Source organism: Sporosarcina quadrami, from assembly GCF_014836615.1.
In the GTDB taxonomy this organism is placed as follows: domain Bacteria; phylum Bacillota; class Bacilli; order Bacillales_A; family Planococcaceae; genus Sporosarcina; species Sporosarcina quadrami.
In genome coordinates this window covers 1-14,132 of record NZ_JACSQN010000021.1, presented here as the reverse complement: position 1 = coordinate 14,132, position 14,132 = coordinate 1, and the positions used below count along the sequence as shown (strand labels likewise).

Below are 14,132 nucleotides of genomic sequence, written 5' to 3'. Positions count from 1 at the left end.
TGTGAATTCAGGTAATCGCTGCAACTTCGGTTGTAGAGGAAAGTCCATGCTCGCACGGTTCTGAGATGACCGTAGTGTTCGTGCTCGGCGAAAAAATAAGCCGGGGCATTGCGCAATGCGCTTTGACGGCGGGGATAAATCCTACGTTTGCTTCTGCAAATATGGATGAGGTTCCCTGAAAAGTGCCACAGTGACGTAGCTGTTTTGGAAACGAAACAGATGGAACGCGGTAAACCCCATGAGCGAGAAACCCAAATTATGGTAGGGGCACTCTTCTGAAGGAATTTAACTGATGAAGGGACAGACAATGTCTGTAGATAGATGATTACCGCCCTAAGTACGAGGCGCAAGCCGTTTGAGTACACGGGAACAAAACATGGCTTATCGAATTCACGATGGTTACATACAACAATCAATGCTCTCCTTCTGTTTTGGAGAGCATTTCTTCATTTGAAAAGGTATGGATGGATCCAAGAACCTTTTCACACACTATAGTACATATAGAATAATTATATTATTTCCTGAAGTTCAGAATTGGAGTTGAGAAGGCATGACAAACTATAAATTAGTCGCGACTTCGGCAATGGGACTGGAATCCATTGTTGCAGACGAAGTAAAAGAACTAGGATTCCAAACAACGACGGAAAACGGTAAAGTCTATTTCGAAGGTGACGAGGCAGCAATCGCAAAAACAAACATGTGGCTTCGCGTTGCAGATCGCGTGCGTGTTGTTGTCGGTGAATTCAAAGCAACGACATTTGATGACCTGTTCGAACAAACAAAATCATTACCCTGGGAACAATTTCTTCCTGTTGACGCTGAATTCCCAGTAGCAGGGAAGTCCGTTAAATCAATTTTGTACAGTGTTCCAGATTGCCAGGCTATCGTCAAAAAGGCAATTGTTGACCGGTTAAACAGAGCGTATGGACGTACTGGATTCCTCGCTGAAACAGGTCCTTTATTTAAACTGGAAGTATCCATACTAAAAGATAAGGTTACACTTACAATCGATTCTAGCGGTACAGGACTTCATAAACGTGGTTACCGTATGAGCCAAGGGGATGCACCGCTGAAAGAGACATTAGCTGCAGCACTCGTCAAATTGACACGTTGGAATCCAGATCGTCCATTTGTAGATCCTTTCTGCGGTTCTGGTACAATCGCAATTGAAGCTGCGATGATTGGCCAACAGATTGCACCTGGCTATAATCGCGAATTTAGTAGTGAGCATTGGCCATGGATCGATTCATCCATCTGGGATCGGATACGTGAAGAGGCTGAAGATCTTGCGAAATACGATCAGCCACTCGACATTAAAGGGTTTGATGTTGATCCTCGAATGATTAAGATAGCTCAACAGAATGCTGTCGAAGCGGGTTTCATGGACTTAATACAATGGGAACAGGGTGATATACGTGACTTGACACTGGAAGGTATAAACGGTGTCTTAGTCGGTAACCCTCCTTATGGAGAGCGTTTAGGAGAAATTGAAGAAGCTGAGGACATTACAAGTATTCTCGGTTCGATAATGGAAAAGTATCCGAGCTGGTCGGTTTATATGTTATCTTCTCTTGAAAACTTCGAAACGATGTATGGTAAAAAAGCGACTAAGAAACGTAAGTTGTTTAATGGATTCATTAGAACTGATTTTTATCAATATTGGGGTCAACGACATAAAGATTAAAAAACGACGGAAGAGGTCACTCCTCTTCCGTTTGTATGTGCATAGAGCAAAGGAGATGGTCTGATGAGCAATAAAATGCCGTTTGCATTATCAAAAGAAAAGTCTTTCTACGAATCCCTAAATGATTGGATTGGCGATACATTATATGACGATTTGACGGAAAAAGGATTTGAATGCAGAGACGAACAGATTTTTATGGCATTTCAGATCGAGCAGGCATTAAAAGAAAAGAAAGTGTTGTTAGCTGAAGCTGGAGTGGGAACAGGTAAGACAATTGCGTATTTGCTTCCGGCAATTGCTTATGCAAGATACACAGGGAAGCCTGCTCTTATTTCTTGTGCGGATGAGACATTAATAGATCAGTTAGTGAAAAAAGAAGGCGATATCCATAAGATTGGTGAAGCACTTAATATCGATATAGATGTACGCCTTGCTAAAGCACGTGACCAGTATGTCTGTCTGAAACGTTTGGATGATACACTGGACGCTTCTGATGAAGAATTTGCGGAAATCATTCACGGCGAACTGCCGGATTTTGTAAATGGAAATGGTTCACTACAGTCCATTTATCCATACGGAGAGCGTTCAGACTATCCAGATTTGAACGATCAACAATGGAACTCCATAAACTTCAATCCGATTCAGCAATGTTTAGCTTGTGACGTTAGAAACAGATGTGGTCAAACGATTCATCGCAATCATTACCGTGAATCGGCTGATCTTATTATATGTTCGCATGATTTTTATATGGAGCACATATGGACTAAAGAATCTAGAAAACGTCAAGAACAATTGACGCTGCTTCCTGAAGTTTCAATGATTGTTTTTGACGAAGGGCATCTGCTAGAGTATTCTGCTCAGCGCGCATTGACTTACGAAGTTCAAAACCAAACATTATTAAACTTGATGGAACGCATTATGGTAGATGGGATTAGAGAAGAGACGTTGCAACTGATGGAACGTCTAATTGATGTACATGAACATTTCTTCCGTCTTTTAAAGTCGAACGCTCAAGTAGGCCTTGACGAACGGATAGCGATTCAGAAAAGCGCAGAACTGCTCGCTGCAGGGAAAGATGCAGTTGCTATATCTACGGAGCTCCTTGAAGAATTCGTCTTTGAAGGTGAATTGTATATTATTCCTGAATATGATTTGAAGATGGTAGAAGAGTATTTAGAGCAATATATTTTCTCCATGGAACTATTCATCTCCGAAAATGATGTTGTTGATTGGCTAGAAAAACGTGCTGATGAAGTGACGTTAATCATTATGCCTCGTCTTGTGACAGATATTTTGCAGGAAAAATTATTCTCTTCACAAATACCAATTGTCTTTTCTTCTGCAACTTTATCGGTTGAAGAGGATTTCACATATATACTCGATAGTCTTGGAATAGAGGATTTCCTCTCTTTTTCAGTTCAATCACCTTTTGATTATAAAGAAAAGATGCAAGTACTCGTAACGGATGTTGAAGTGAATGGGAAATCCAAATATGTCGAGGGATTGTTACGGGACGAACAACAAACTTTGTTGCTTTTCAAGTCAGAACAATCAATGCTCGACTTTGAAGCTCAACTTGACGAAGAACAGAAGACAAAAATTGCTTTTGAAGGAGAACGTGAATTGTCTGCGATGATTCGCGATTTCCAACAGAAGAACATTTCTATCCTTTGTTCTTATCATCTATGGGAAGGTCTTGATATCCCGCAAGATGCTCTAACGAGAGTCATCATTTATGATCTACCTGTCCCACCGAAAGACCCATTATTTGACGCACGCAGAAAAAATGCTGAAAAGCCATTTGAAGAAGTCGATCTTCCATTCATGCTTCTTCGTCTTAGACAGGGTGCAGGACGCCTAATTAGGACGTCTGAGGATTATGGAACAGTGCACATATTGCTCGAGGGTAAAGAGCAAGAGATGAAACAAGTCATTTCAAGACTTTTCCCGGTTGAAATTCAATTGACTGCTGCTGTATTATAAATTTAAAAGCTGTCTTCAGTACCAGTAAACTGGTCAAAGACAGCTTTTGTCATTTTTCATTCATCAATCGTTAATAAAATATTCATCATGGAGCCGCTGTCGAAACGAACGGGCAATTTAAAAGCTTTTTTGAATCCATAAAATTTTGTTTTTCCCGTCATGACAGTCGGAGTAGATATATCTAGTACAAAATCATCAGATTCTAATACTGTACATAAGTTACCTGCAACCATATTGCCAAGCTCACCTGTGAAGGATTCAACCATTTCCCCTTCAATGTTCATTCCGAACATTGATAGTCCTATAAGTTCTATAACATCTATATTTGTATCTAAAATCAATCTGCCTTTAATAGCACCAACAATATGTATGAGAACACTTAACTCTTTCTGCTCATAAGGCTCACTTGTAAGGACTGGAGCTAAAACATCGAATTTAACAGGAACGATATTTGTCAAAGAAGTGATGGCCCCGTTTAATAATTTTTGTATATTGACAGCAGTACTCATATGGACACCTCCTTCTGAAAAATGTTTAGTCTAATAATACCATGATAAAGGTCATAAGTATAGATGAAAATAGAATGACTTTTATAGGTAGTTAGATTGTGTAAAGATGTTATGATAGGGAGAGAAACGAAAGAAGGGTCGAAAACAATGCAAACTAATGAAATATTAAAACAGACATCCATACATGGTGAGTTATTTATCGAGAGCAATGATGAAGAGCGTTTGAAAAAAGCTTCCTCCTTAGCGAAGAAATTGATAGACAAAGAGTTTGTCATCGGCTTTGCCGGGCACTTTTCTGCAGGTAAATCCTCGATGATCAATGCTTTGACAGGAGAAGATCTATTACCATCAAGCCCGATTCCGACAAGTGCGAATATCGTTAAAGTAAAAAAGACTGATGAAGAATATGTCATCATACATAAAACGGACGGCACAACATTGAAGTTAGAAGGCCACGGGTTTCCTGATGCTATTAAAGCTTTTAGTAAAGATGGAGCAGAAATCGCATTAATAGAAATTGGACATCCTAATTCAAGCTTGCCTGAAGCGATAACTGTAATGGATACACCAGGAGTAGATTCGACTGATGACGCCCATCGATTGTCAACTGAATCAGCACTACATCTCGCAGACCTAGTATTTTACACGATGGATTACAACCACGTTCAATCAGAATTAAATTTTAAGTTTACAAAAGAACTTCTCCGTTATAATCCGAACGTTTACTTAATCATTAACCAAATTGATAAACACCGTGAAAGTGAATTAAGTTTTGAAGATTTCAAGAATTCGGTTGAAGATTCATTCCGTTTATGGGGTGTTGAACCTAAAGGTATTTTTTACACGTCTTTACGTGCAGAAGATCATCCAAATAATGATTTTACTAAAGTAAAAGCCATCGTCGATGGTTCCATTTCGAATTGGAAAGACAGGTTCGTTGAGAATGCTGAACAATCACTGCTTAAGTTACAAGAAGAGCATATTAATTTCTTGCAAGAAGAGCTTAAAGAGCGGAAATCTATCTACGCAGACATCGTTTCCGAAGATGAATGGTCGCAGTATGATGGAATTGCCACTGACGTTAAAGAATTGAAAAAACGCGCTTCCCTTTTGAGTGGGGACGAGTTTTATGCTTCATTTGAAAGCGAGCGTAATGAACTTCTTAGGAATGCTGCAATAAGCCCTTTTGAAACACGTGAACTAATGAAAGCATATATCGAATCCAAATCACCACGGTTTAAAGTCGGGTTATTGTTCGGTGCTAAAAAAACGGCCGAAGAACGAGAGAGAAGACGTTCTGATTTTGACCGTAATCTATCTGACCTCATCCATACACAAATAGAAGTGCATTTAAAAGCATTAATGAAGAATACATTAAAGCATGCTGGTTTGATGACCGACGAACGCTCCATTGCAATTGATGAAATGGACATGAAAATTCCTTTCGATGAAATCGATCAATACTTGCCTGTTACAGATATAATGACGGGTGACACAGTACTGAATTTGGCAGAGCAAATGAAAGTAGGCATTCAGCAGATATTTAAAAAACGGACAGATGAGTGGAAAATGGAGATGTCTACGATTGCTGCCCATGCAGGTAACGAGCAAGTAGATCGTTTATTACATTCCGTTCAGACGCTTGAAACTAAGTTGGATGCCATTGCGATAGTCGAGAAAATATCTAGACAATTGGAAACGTACATAGATAGCATTACGACCCCTTCTACAGATCTTTTGAATAGAAGCGCCAAATTACTGGAAAAGTGGGAAGAAAAAATAGCGATTAAAACAGTAGAATTGCATTCTCTTGCGACAGGGGAAGAGGTAGGAGACGAGGTTGTACACCAAAGCTTGGAAGTAAAGACCGAGACTATGTCTTCATTCTCAGATGCTGACAAAGTGATTGAACAGGCGCAACGGATTGCGGATTCTGTTATGGAAATCCCTGGTTTCATGGAAACAGCTCATTACCTTCATAACAAATCTGAACGATTGTCTCAACAGGAATTTACCGTCGCATTATTTGGCGCTTTCAGTGCAGGAAAATCATCTTTCTCAAATGCATTAATTGGCGACCGTGTGTTGCCTGTATCTCCAAATCCTACAACTGCAGCTATTAACCGAATTCGCCCTGTTGTGGAGGGAAAAAAAGACCGTACCGCTGATGTGAATTTAAAATCGACAACGCAGATGCTTGCGGATGTCGCATTTTCATTCGAAGCAATAGGCATGCCGATTACATCGTTAACGGAAGCGTTCGAACGTACCGATGAAGTGCTCGCAAAAGAACTTGAAGATGAAAGTTTGCATATTCACAAAACGTTCATACGTGCGTTCAAGAGAGGCTATCCAACATATGGTGAAAGTCTTGGTCAATCGATGAATGTGGACCAAACCGAGTTTGCTCTTTTTGTTGCTGAAGAAGAGAGAAGCTGCTTTGTCGATTCGATTGATTTATTCATTGACTGTGCGTTGACGAGACAAGGAATAACACTTGTAGATACTCCAGGTGCAGATTCAATTAATGCCCGTCACACTGATGTAGCGTTCGAATACATCCGCAATGCGGACGCTATACTGTTCATCACTTATTATAATCATGCTTTTGCTAGGGCGGACCGTGAATTCCTCATACAGTTAGGTCGAGTGAAAGACGCCTTTGAACTTGATAAAATGTTTTTCATCGTCAATGCGATTGACCTTGCTTCAAATGAGGAAGAGGCGGAAGCTGTGAAATCGTTCGTAGAACAGGAATTGACGACATTCGGTATCCGTCATCCGCGCGTCCATGGAATTTCAAGTCTCAAAGCATTAGATGGGAAACTTTCGGGGCAAGAAGATGATGCTATGCAAGCATTTGAAGATCATTTTAAACATTTCCTGAAGCATGATTTAAAAGGGTTGGCCATTCAGGCACTTGAAGAAGAAGTGGATAAGACGATTCATCGCTTATCGACTTTAATCGAACGGACTGAAAAAAACCGTACGCGCAAAGCGGAACGATTATTGGAACTCGATCGATTCGAACAAGAAATCAGATCTCATTTTGCCCACGGTTTTGCAGAAGTCATTCGCAAAGCCTCTACTAATGAGCTGAATGAATTAGTGTACTATATTCTTCAACGGGTATTCTTGCGTTTTGGCGACTTCTTCAAAGAAGGTTATAGCCCGTCAACTTTTGCGAATTATCCAACTGATAAAGCATTATCCATGGCACTATCTGAAACTGTCAATATGGTTGGATTCGATTTGACCCAAGAGTTAAAGGTGACAAACTTGCGGATGTTAAATTTCATGAACAAGCAATTGAAAGAACGGCAACGTAATGAAACGCGTAAGTTGTCTGAGAAAGACCAATCAATTTCTCCTTCACCTTACGAACCGACTGACGTGGAGATGCTTTCATTCCAAATGCCTTTCGAACAGCCGTCCGTCTATAGTAGTGTCAATCGATTGTTCAAAAACCAAAAGGCGTTCTTCGAAAAAGGAGATAGGCTCATTTTGAGGGATCAGTTAGAAGAGCAGTTAAAGCAAGACTCATCTACCTATTTAGGCAATGAAAAAGAACGAATCGAACAATGGGCTGAACAATGGATTAAAAGTGAGTCAGAAGGTTTGCGCACCCACTTACTTAATCAAAGCATTCAACAGATTGAATCCGAAAGATCTTTACTTTCTGATAGTGAACAATTGGAAGAATGGCGAACAATTCATGAAAAAATTCGAGTGAAGGAGTCTAATTGAAATGACACAAGTATTTAAATCGATTAACGATGTCAAATTTAATGATGTGAAGTGGATAGATACTCGTTTTTCATTGCAAGATCCTGAATTCGGCTTGAAGGAATATGAAAATAGTCATATCGAAGGAGCTGTATATTGGCATTTGGAAGAAGACCTTTCCGACATGTCCAAAAAAGAAGGCAGACATCCGATGCCTGATAAACATTCTTTAACGTTATTATTCCGTAGAAGTGGATTGCAACTGGATGACGAAGTCATTGTCTATGATGACGGTGGTAGCCCTTTCGCTGCAAGAGCATGGTGGTTTTTACAATATGCCGGTTTTAAAAATTCCTTCATCTTATTGGAAGGTTTTGATGATGCGATTTCGACTGGGATTCCAGTTACCGATAAGTCGCCAATACCGACACAATCAGATGTAGAGCCTGTGTGGAATGAAGCCATTTACGCATCTCGCCAATTCGTTGAGCGCACTGTAGCTGGAGTAACAGGCAATATACTTTTGGATGCACGGTCTGGCGAAAGGTATAGAGGAGAGGTTGAACCAATTGATCCTATTGCTGGCCACATACCAGGAGCTCGGAATCTTGATTGGGAACAGTTGAAAGAAAATGGCCAGTTTTCAATGGGTACCCAAATAGCCGAACGACTTTCTCAAGTGGTAGAAAAAGACGATACTATTACTGTCTATTGTGGTAGTGGAGTTACTGCTGCACCACTATATGCTATGTTAAAACAACATGGTTATAACAATGTGAACTTGTATGTCGGCAGTTATAGTGACTGGATTTCAAGGGACGAGATTGTAATAGAGAAAAGCTGAACGGAGGAATTTTGATGCAAATGAAATATGCGCTAATCGGTGATGTACATTCCTCCAAAGAAGATTTGAAGGCAGTTCTTCTACATGTTACAGAACAGGCACCTGATGCAACCTTAGTAGGTACTGGGGATTTGTTTGAATGTACAATTAGCAAACGTCTTATTACTAATAAGAAGTTCGATAACCTTTCAGACGTCATGCTGTTGCCTGAAGGTTTCGTCGAGATGCTGACATTTCCTTCTGTCATAGGAAATCAGGAAGAGCGGATTCTTTTTATCACAGAAACGGAAGATCCTCTTCTCGGTCTCCTATCTGCCATGCCCGAACGCATGGAGCTTGGTGCAGCTGAAGTGATCCATGGTCATCAATTTGAATGGGGCGGTGATCCTTGGTCATTGCAGAAAGCTGAAGTAACAACCGCTCTTACGTTTTATGGTCATAGTCACCGTTCTGGTTTGCTACGTGACGGTTTTGCAGAAGAAAAGGTCGTATTTGGAAAACCTTATACGATTGGTGATGAACAGACACTTGTAAATGTCGGCGCTGTCATCTTCGACAGGGAATGGGTTTTGTACGATAGCATTGACAATACAATTACTTTTATGAAAGCCTAGTAGAAAAGCATTGACCATCGGCGAAATCTGGCCGATCGGTCAATGCTTTTTTTGCATATTCTAATTGGAGAGAAATTTTTACGTCAAAGCTACTCTTCATGTCTCCAAGACTTCTCCTTATGAATCGCTTGGCGGGCGAGGCTGTCCGCTGTACGGTTTTCTGCTTCAGGAATCCATTTGATGAAGAAGAAATCGAATTTTTTTGTGATCATTAATATCTTCTGTAAAAATTCTTTATGGAGTTCATTTTTCACATATTCATTTTCAAAGGCTGAAACGACTGCCTTTGAATCGGAACGAGCAGAAACGATACCCGACGTGATTTTCTCTGTTTCTTCAAGTCCTCTAAGTAAAGCTGTAAATTCAGCTGTATGGTTATTCGTCGGTTCTATCGGTTCTGAAACTCGAATTTGACGACCCTCGCCTTTAATATAAATTCCAATACCGCTTTTACCTGGATTCCCTGCGCTTGCGCCATCGACATATAGCTCGATCATATGCTCGCTCCTTTGATTTAGTTGCAACTGAACGGAATGCATACTAAAATAGATGAATGATCCGATCGGGAGGTTTCTAATGGATAAGTTGACCCTAATGGAAGAAATCAATGATGTCCTCGATACGTATTGTGAAGGATGTTTTACTAAAAGGCAACATGCAAAGGAATTTGGTAAAACGGGTGCCCATCATTTTTGCATCAAAACATGTACAGTCGGAGATCAGCTAAAGTTTTTAGGGAATGAAATGAATAAATTGACAAAATAATATCCCGCCATCATTTACTGGCGGGATATTTCAATGAACGATTATTTACGTAATAGTCAAGACATTCGCCGCTTGAGGTCCGCGGTTCCCTTCAATGATTTCGAAGGATACGGCCTGACCTTCATCCAGTGTCTTAAAACCTTCTGACATGATGCCGGTATAGTGGACGAAGACATCCTCGCCATTTTCCGTTTCGATGAAACCATACCCTTTTTCATTGCTGAACCACTTTACTTTACCTTGGTACATGCATATTCCTCCCTCGGCATTTCAATGTCCCACCACTTTTACATGGTTAGTTTTACTATACATGAATCGACATTAAGCGTCAACGATGTACCGAAATTTTCTGTCGAGTTAAAAATTAAATGAAATAGGTGATTGAATGGGAACTCTTTTTAATGAATGCATCCGACAAGTACGGGATATATACGAACGTTTTGACGCCAGCCATGATTTTGATCATATTTTACGTGTTATGAAAAATGCAGAAGATATTGCAGCAACATTGCCTGAAGCTGATTTGTCTATTATTCGGCTGGCAGCTCTTCTTCACGATATCGACGATCCGAAATACGCTGAATTAAGCAGTTTATCGGCAGAAGAAGTAATGCAACGAGCAGGCATGGAAAAAGAGACGATAGTACAAGTTCTGACTATTATCCAAAGTGTTTCTTTCAACGGCGGAAATGAAAAAGCGATTACTTCAATCGAAGGCGCAGTTGTAAGGGATGCAGACCGACTTGATGCAATAGGGGCCATAGGAATTGCGCGCACGTTTGCATTTGGTGGTGCGAGAGGACGGAAACTGTACGATACGCAAGAAATTTCAAGAAGCGAAATGACTGAAGAAGAATATCGTTCTAAGGAAACTGCTTCTGTTACACACTTCTATGAAAAACTACTTCTGTTAAAGGAATTGATGGTTACCGATGAAGGTAAGCGGCTTGCAGCACAGCGTCATGCGTTCATGGTCGCTTTCCTTACTCAGCTGGAGGAGGAAACAGGTTCTAGTTTTCAACCGAAAAGCTTGTAATGTATATTCCTTTTTCTTGTCGCATCTGTTTGTTAAGATGAAGGACGTAATGAAAGAGGAGGTCGAACAATGATAGACTTTGAAAGATTGATGGAATGGTTGAGAATGGAACAGGTGGTCAGTACTTTGATCGCAATTGGGATACTGCTTCTATTTTGGCTATTTCGAAAAGTTTTTTCAAAATACATATTTACAATCATATTGAAAATTAGTAAGAAAGCACCGAACAGTTTCTTTTCAAATGTCTTGCTATCATTTGAGAAACCATTCCAATGGCTCGTTACGATTATTGGTTTTTATATAGCGGCAGGCTATTTTCCTTATTTCAATCAAAAAAACCTGCTGTTTCTTGATTTGATCAGGTCATCAATTGTCATTTTAATCGGTTGGGGGTTTTATAACCTGTCAGGTGCGACTTCTAATCTGTTTTCTAATCTGAATACAAGGTTCAATATTAAAATTGATGATATACTCGTCCCGTTCCTTTCAAAGACGTTGCGCTTTGTCATTATCGCCGTAACAGTTAGCGTTGTCGCTCAAGTTTTCGGATATAATGTGAATACATTCGTTGCGGGACTTGGAATTGGCGGCTTAGCATTTGCCTTTGCAGCTAAAGAATCACTTGCCAACTTATTTGGCGGGATTGTTCTCATTACAGAAAAACCTTTTACAATCGGCGATTGGATTTACACACCTAGTGTAGAAGGGACCGTGGAGGATATCTCTTTCCGCAGTACAAAAATCCGTACATTCGGGCAAGCTCTAGTTACTGTTCCAAATGCAACCCTTGCGAATGAAGCAATAACGAATTGGAGCAAAATGGGGAAGCGACGTATTTCTTTTAATCTGCAAGTAACGTACGACACGCAGAAAGACTCACTTGAAAACAGTATTAGCCGTATTAGACAAATGCTTCATAGCCATCCTGACATTCACCAGGAAACCGTTTTTGTAACATTTGATGAGTATAAGGTAAACGGGATGGACCTCATGTTTTACTTCTTCACTAAAACGACTGACTGGGGAAAATATTTGGAAGTCAAAGAGGATGTCAACTTTAAAATTATGGATATCTTGCGGGATGAAAATGTTACCTTCGCCTTGCCGAATAGCAAGTTGATTGTCGAAGAACAAAAATGAACACAACCAAGCGGGATTCTTCACTTAAGGAGAATACCCGCTTTTTTTAATGCTTTTTCAGCTTCAACAAGTTGTTCACGTGTAGTAGCCGACACAGTATGCAAGTGGATGCCGTCTTCTGATAGATTAGCTAGATATACGGCGTTTGCTTCAAGCACTTTCTGCATGAAGTCTTTCACTTCTTGCCGATTAGATACCATAATTGAAGCTTTCAAATCGCCATATACCGGATGTTCAACACTAACATCCATCACCGTCAACCCATGATCCACGAAAATGTTCAATTCCTCTTCGGTCCGCTCCGGTGGGTGCATACAGACAAATGTCTTTTCGATTTTAGCGGGACCTGTTGCAGGGTGCATATAGCGATATCCTTGACTCGTTGCAATAATGGGTTCATTTACCGCTTTAAGCAAATTGATGTCTCCTACAATGACTTGTCGGCTGACGTTCGCTAGTTCTCCAAGCTCTTTGCCTGTAAAAGGTTTTGCTGATTCTCTCAACGTTTTTAATATCATTTCGCGCCGCTCTTCTCCAGGCATCTTTAACGATTCGGTCATGTGCATCACTCCTCGTAGTCATTTTACCATATTCGACAAAGGCATTTCGTGTATAATGAAAAAATACATCGTTTGAATAGGAGGAATTTACAATGGGAAATGTATCGATTGAAACAATTATGACACAAGAACCAAAAGTGAAACCTGAATCCAATCAATTGGCATTCGGCACTGTGTTCACTGACCATATGTTCACAATGGACTACACGGAAGGACGTGGATGGCATGATCCGATGGTCGTCCCGTATGAACCAATTACAATTGATCCTGCAGCCATCGTATTCCATTATGGACAAACCGTTTTTGAAGGATTGAAAGCGTACGTGACTGAAGAGGATGAAGTACTGCTGTTCCGCCCTGAAGAGAATATGAAGAGATTGAACCGTTCGAATGAAAGACTCTGCATGCCGCATTTTGATGAAGAGCTCGCTCTGGAAGGTTTGCGCAAATTGATTCGTATCGATAAAGACTGGATTCCTAACGTGGCAGGTACATCGTTATACATACGACCGTTCATTATTGCAACTCAACCTTACTTAGGAGTCGCACCATCAAAGACGTACCGATTCATGATCATCCTGTCACCTGTTGGAGCCTATTACAAAGAAGGCATCAATCCTGTGAAAATTGCAGTTGAATCTGAGTTTGTCCGTGCTGTCAAAGGTGGGACAGGGAGTGCGAAAACGGCTGGCAACTATGCCGGTGCGATGAAAGCACAAGAAGTCGCTGAAGCAAAAGGCTATTCCCAAGTATTATGGCTTGATGGAAAAGAACATAAATACATTGAAGAAGTTGGCGCAATGAACGTCTTCTTTAAACTAAACGGCGAAGTCATCACGCCTGAACTAAATGGTAGCATTTTGGAAGGCATTACGCGTAAGTCTGTCATTGAGTTGCTTCAATATTGGGGAATTCCGGTAATTGAACGAAAAATCTCGATAGAAGAATTGTATGAAGCGCATCGAGCAGGCATTCTTGAAGAGGCATTTGGTACAGGGACAGCTGCTGTTATATCGCCGATTGGCGAGCTTTCATGGCTTGATAATAAAATCACTGTTAACAATGGAGAAATTGGCACATTATCCAAAAAGATCTATGATACAATAACTGGCATTCAGACAGGCAAATTTGAAGACCCATTTGGCTGGCGCATGACTGTGGAATACTAAAAAAAACAAACATCCTGTCAATCTGTGAAGTGCACCCCAAAAGTTAGAGTAGAAAATCTAACTTTTGGGGTGTTTTATTGTGGTTAAATATACGGATGATTT

The 14,132-nt window shown here is 40.4% G+C and carries 13 protein-coding genes and 1 other RNA gene; 10 read left to right on the top strand and 4 right to left on the bottom strand.

What is annotated here, in order from left to right; all coding sequences use genetic code 11:
• Positions 1 to 3 precede the first annotated feature (3 nt).
• From rnpB to H9649_RS16010, 3 genes are all read left to right on the top strand, one after another.
• Positions 4 to 389, top strand: an RNA gene (gene rnpB / locus H9649_RS16020) — RNase P RNA component class B.
• A gap of 161 nt (positions 390 to 550) precedes the next feature.
• Positions 551 to 1,684 (top strand): THUMP domain-containing class I SAM-dependent RNA methyltransferase, encoded by a 1,134-nt coding sequence (locus tag H9649_RS16015; protein ID WP_191695906.1) that lies wholly within the window; start codon positions 551 to 553, stop codon positions 1,682 to 1,684.
• 63 nt (positions 1,685 to 1,747) lie between these two features.
• Positions 1,748 to 3,667: an ATP-dependent DNA helicase gene (locus tag H9649_RS16010; RefSeq protein ID WP_191695905.1), complete on the top strand. Its 1,920-nt coding sequence runs from the start codon at positions 1,748 to 1,750 to the stop codon at positions 3,665 to 3,667.
• 56 nt (positions 3,668 to 3,723) lie between these two features.
• Here the strand turns inward: H9649_RS16010 and H9649_RS16005 are convergent, their stop codons facing one another.
• Positions 3,724 to 4,176, bottom strand: coding sequence for a chemotaxis protein CheX (locus tag H9649_RS16005; protein ID WP_191695904.1), 453 nt, complete (start codon positions 4,174 to 4,176; stop codon positions 3,724 to 3,726).
• A 147-nt stretch (positions 4,177 to 4,323) separates the two neighbouring features.
• Here H9649_RS16005 and H9649_RS16000 point away from each other — a divergent pair, with 147 nt between their 5' ends.
• From H9649_RS16000 to H9649_RS15990, 3 genes are read left to right on the top strand one after another with little or no spacing between them, the layout of a single operon-like run.
• Entirely contained in the window at positions 4,324 to 7,923 is a 3,600-nt protein-coding gene (locus tag H9649_RS16000; RefSeq protein WP_191695903.1) for a dynamin family protein, read from the top strand.
• Between the two features lies 1 nt (position 7,924).
• Positions 7,925 to 8,746, top strand: coding sequence for a sulfurtransferase (locus H9649_RS15995; protein WP_191695902.1), 822 nt, complete (start codon positions 7,925 to 7,927; stop codon positions 8,744 to 8,746).
• Between the two features lie 14 nt (positions 8,747 to 8,760).
• Positions 8,761 to 9,360, top strand: a complete 600-nt coding sequence (locus H9649_RS15990) for a metallophosphoesterase family protein (protein WP_191695901.1) — start codon at positions 8,761 to 8,763, stop codon at positions 9,358 to 9,360.
• Positions 9,361 to 9,449: 89 nt separating this feature from the next.
• On the opposite strand, the gene H9649_RS15985 is transcribed toward H9649_RS15990, so the two are convergent.
• Positions 9,450 to 9,857, bottom strand: a complete 408-nt coding sequence (locus tag H9649_RS15985) for a ribonuclease HI family protein (protein ID WP_191695900.1) — start codon at positions 9,855 to 9,857, stop codon at positions 9,450 to 9,452.
• Between the two features lie 79 nt (positions 9,858 to 9,936).
• Here H9649_RS15985 and H9649_RS15980 point away from each other — a divergent pair, with 79 nt between their 5' ends.
• Positions 9,937 to 10,125, top strand: a complete 189-nt coding sequence (locus H9649_RS15980) for a zinc-finger domain-containing protein (protein ID WP_191695899.1) — start codon at positions 9,937 to 9,939, stop codon at positions 10,123 to 10,125.
• Positions 10,126 to 10,170: 45 nt separating this feature from the next.
• Here H9649_RS15980 and H9649_RS15975 read toward each other — a convergent pair whose 3' ends face one another.
• Positions 10,171 to 10,374: a cold-shock protein gene (locus H9649_RS15975; protein WP_191695898.1), complete on the bottom strand. Its 204-nt coding sequence runs from the start codon at positions 10,372 to 10,374 to the stop codon at positions 10,171 to 10,173.
• Positions 10,375 to 10,510: 136 nt separating this feature from the next.
• On the opposite strand from H9649_RS15975, the gene H9649_RS15970 reads away from it, so the two are divergent.
• Both H9649_RS15970 and H9649_RS15965 read left to right on the top strand, forming a co-directional pair.
• Positions 10,511 to 11,161 (top strand): HD domain-containing protein, encoded by a 651-nt coding sequence (locus tag H9649_RS15970; protein WP_191695897.1) that lies wholly within the window; start codon positions 10,511 to 10,513, stop codon positions 11,159 to 11,161.
• A 69-nt stretch (positions 11,162 to 11,230) separates the two neighbouring features.
• A complete protein-coding gene (locus H9649_RS15965) occupies positions 11,231 to 12,301 on the top strand; it encodes a mechanosensitive ion channel family protein (RefSeq protein WP_225229950.1) in 1,071 nt (356 codons plus the stop codon).
• Positions 12,302 to 12,321: 20 nt separating this feature from the next.
• Here H9649_RS15965 and H9649_RS15960 read toward each other — a convergent pair whose 3' ends face one another.
• Positions 12,322 to 12,861 carry a transcription repressor NadR gene (locus tag H9649_RS15960; protein ID WP_191695896.1) on the bottom strand — a complete coding sequence of 180 codons (540 nt, stop codon included), beginning with the start codon at positions 12,859 to 12,861 and terminating at the stop codon, positions 12,322 to 12,324.
• A 92-nt stretch (positions 12,862 to 12,953) separates the two neighbouring features.
• Here H9649_RS15960 and H9649_RS15955 point away from each other — a divergent pair, with 92 nt between their 5' ends.
• Positions 12,954 to 14,030 carry a branched-chain amino acid aminotransferase gene (locus tag H9649_RS15955; protein ID WP_191695895.1) on the top strand — a complete coding sequence of 359 codons (1,077 nt, stop codon included), beginning with the start codon at positions 12,954 to 12,956 and terminating at the stop codon, positions 14,028 to 14,030.
• Positions 14,031 to 14,132: the final 102 nt, after the last annotated feature.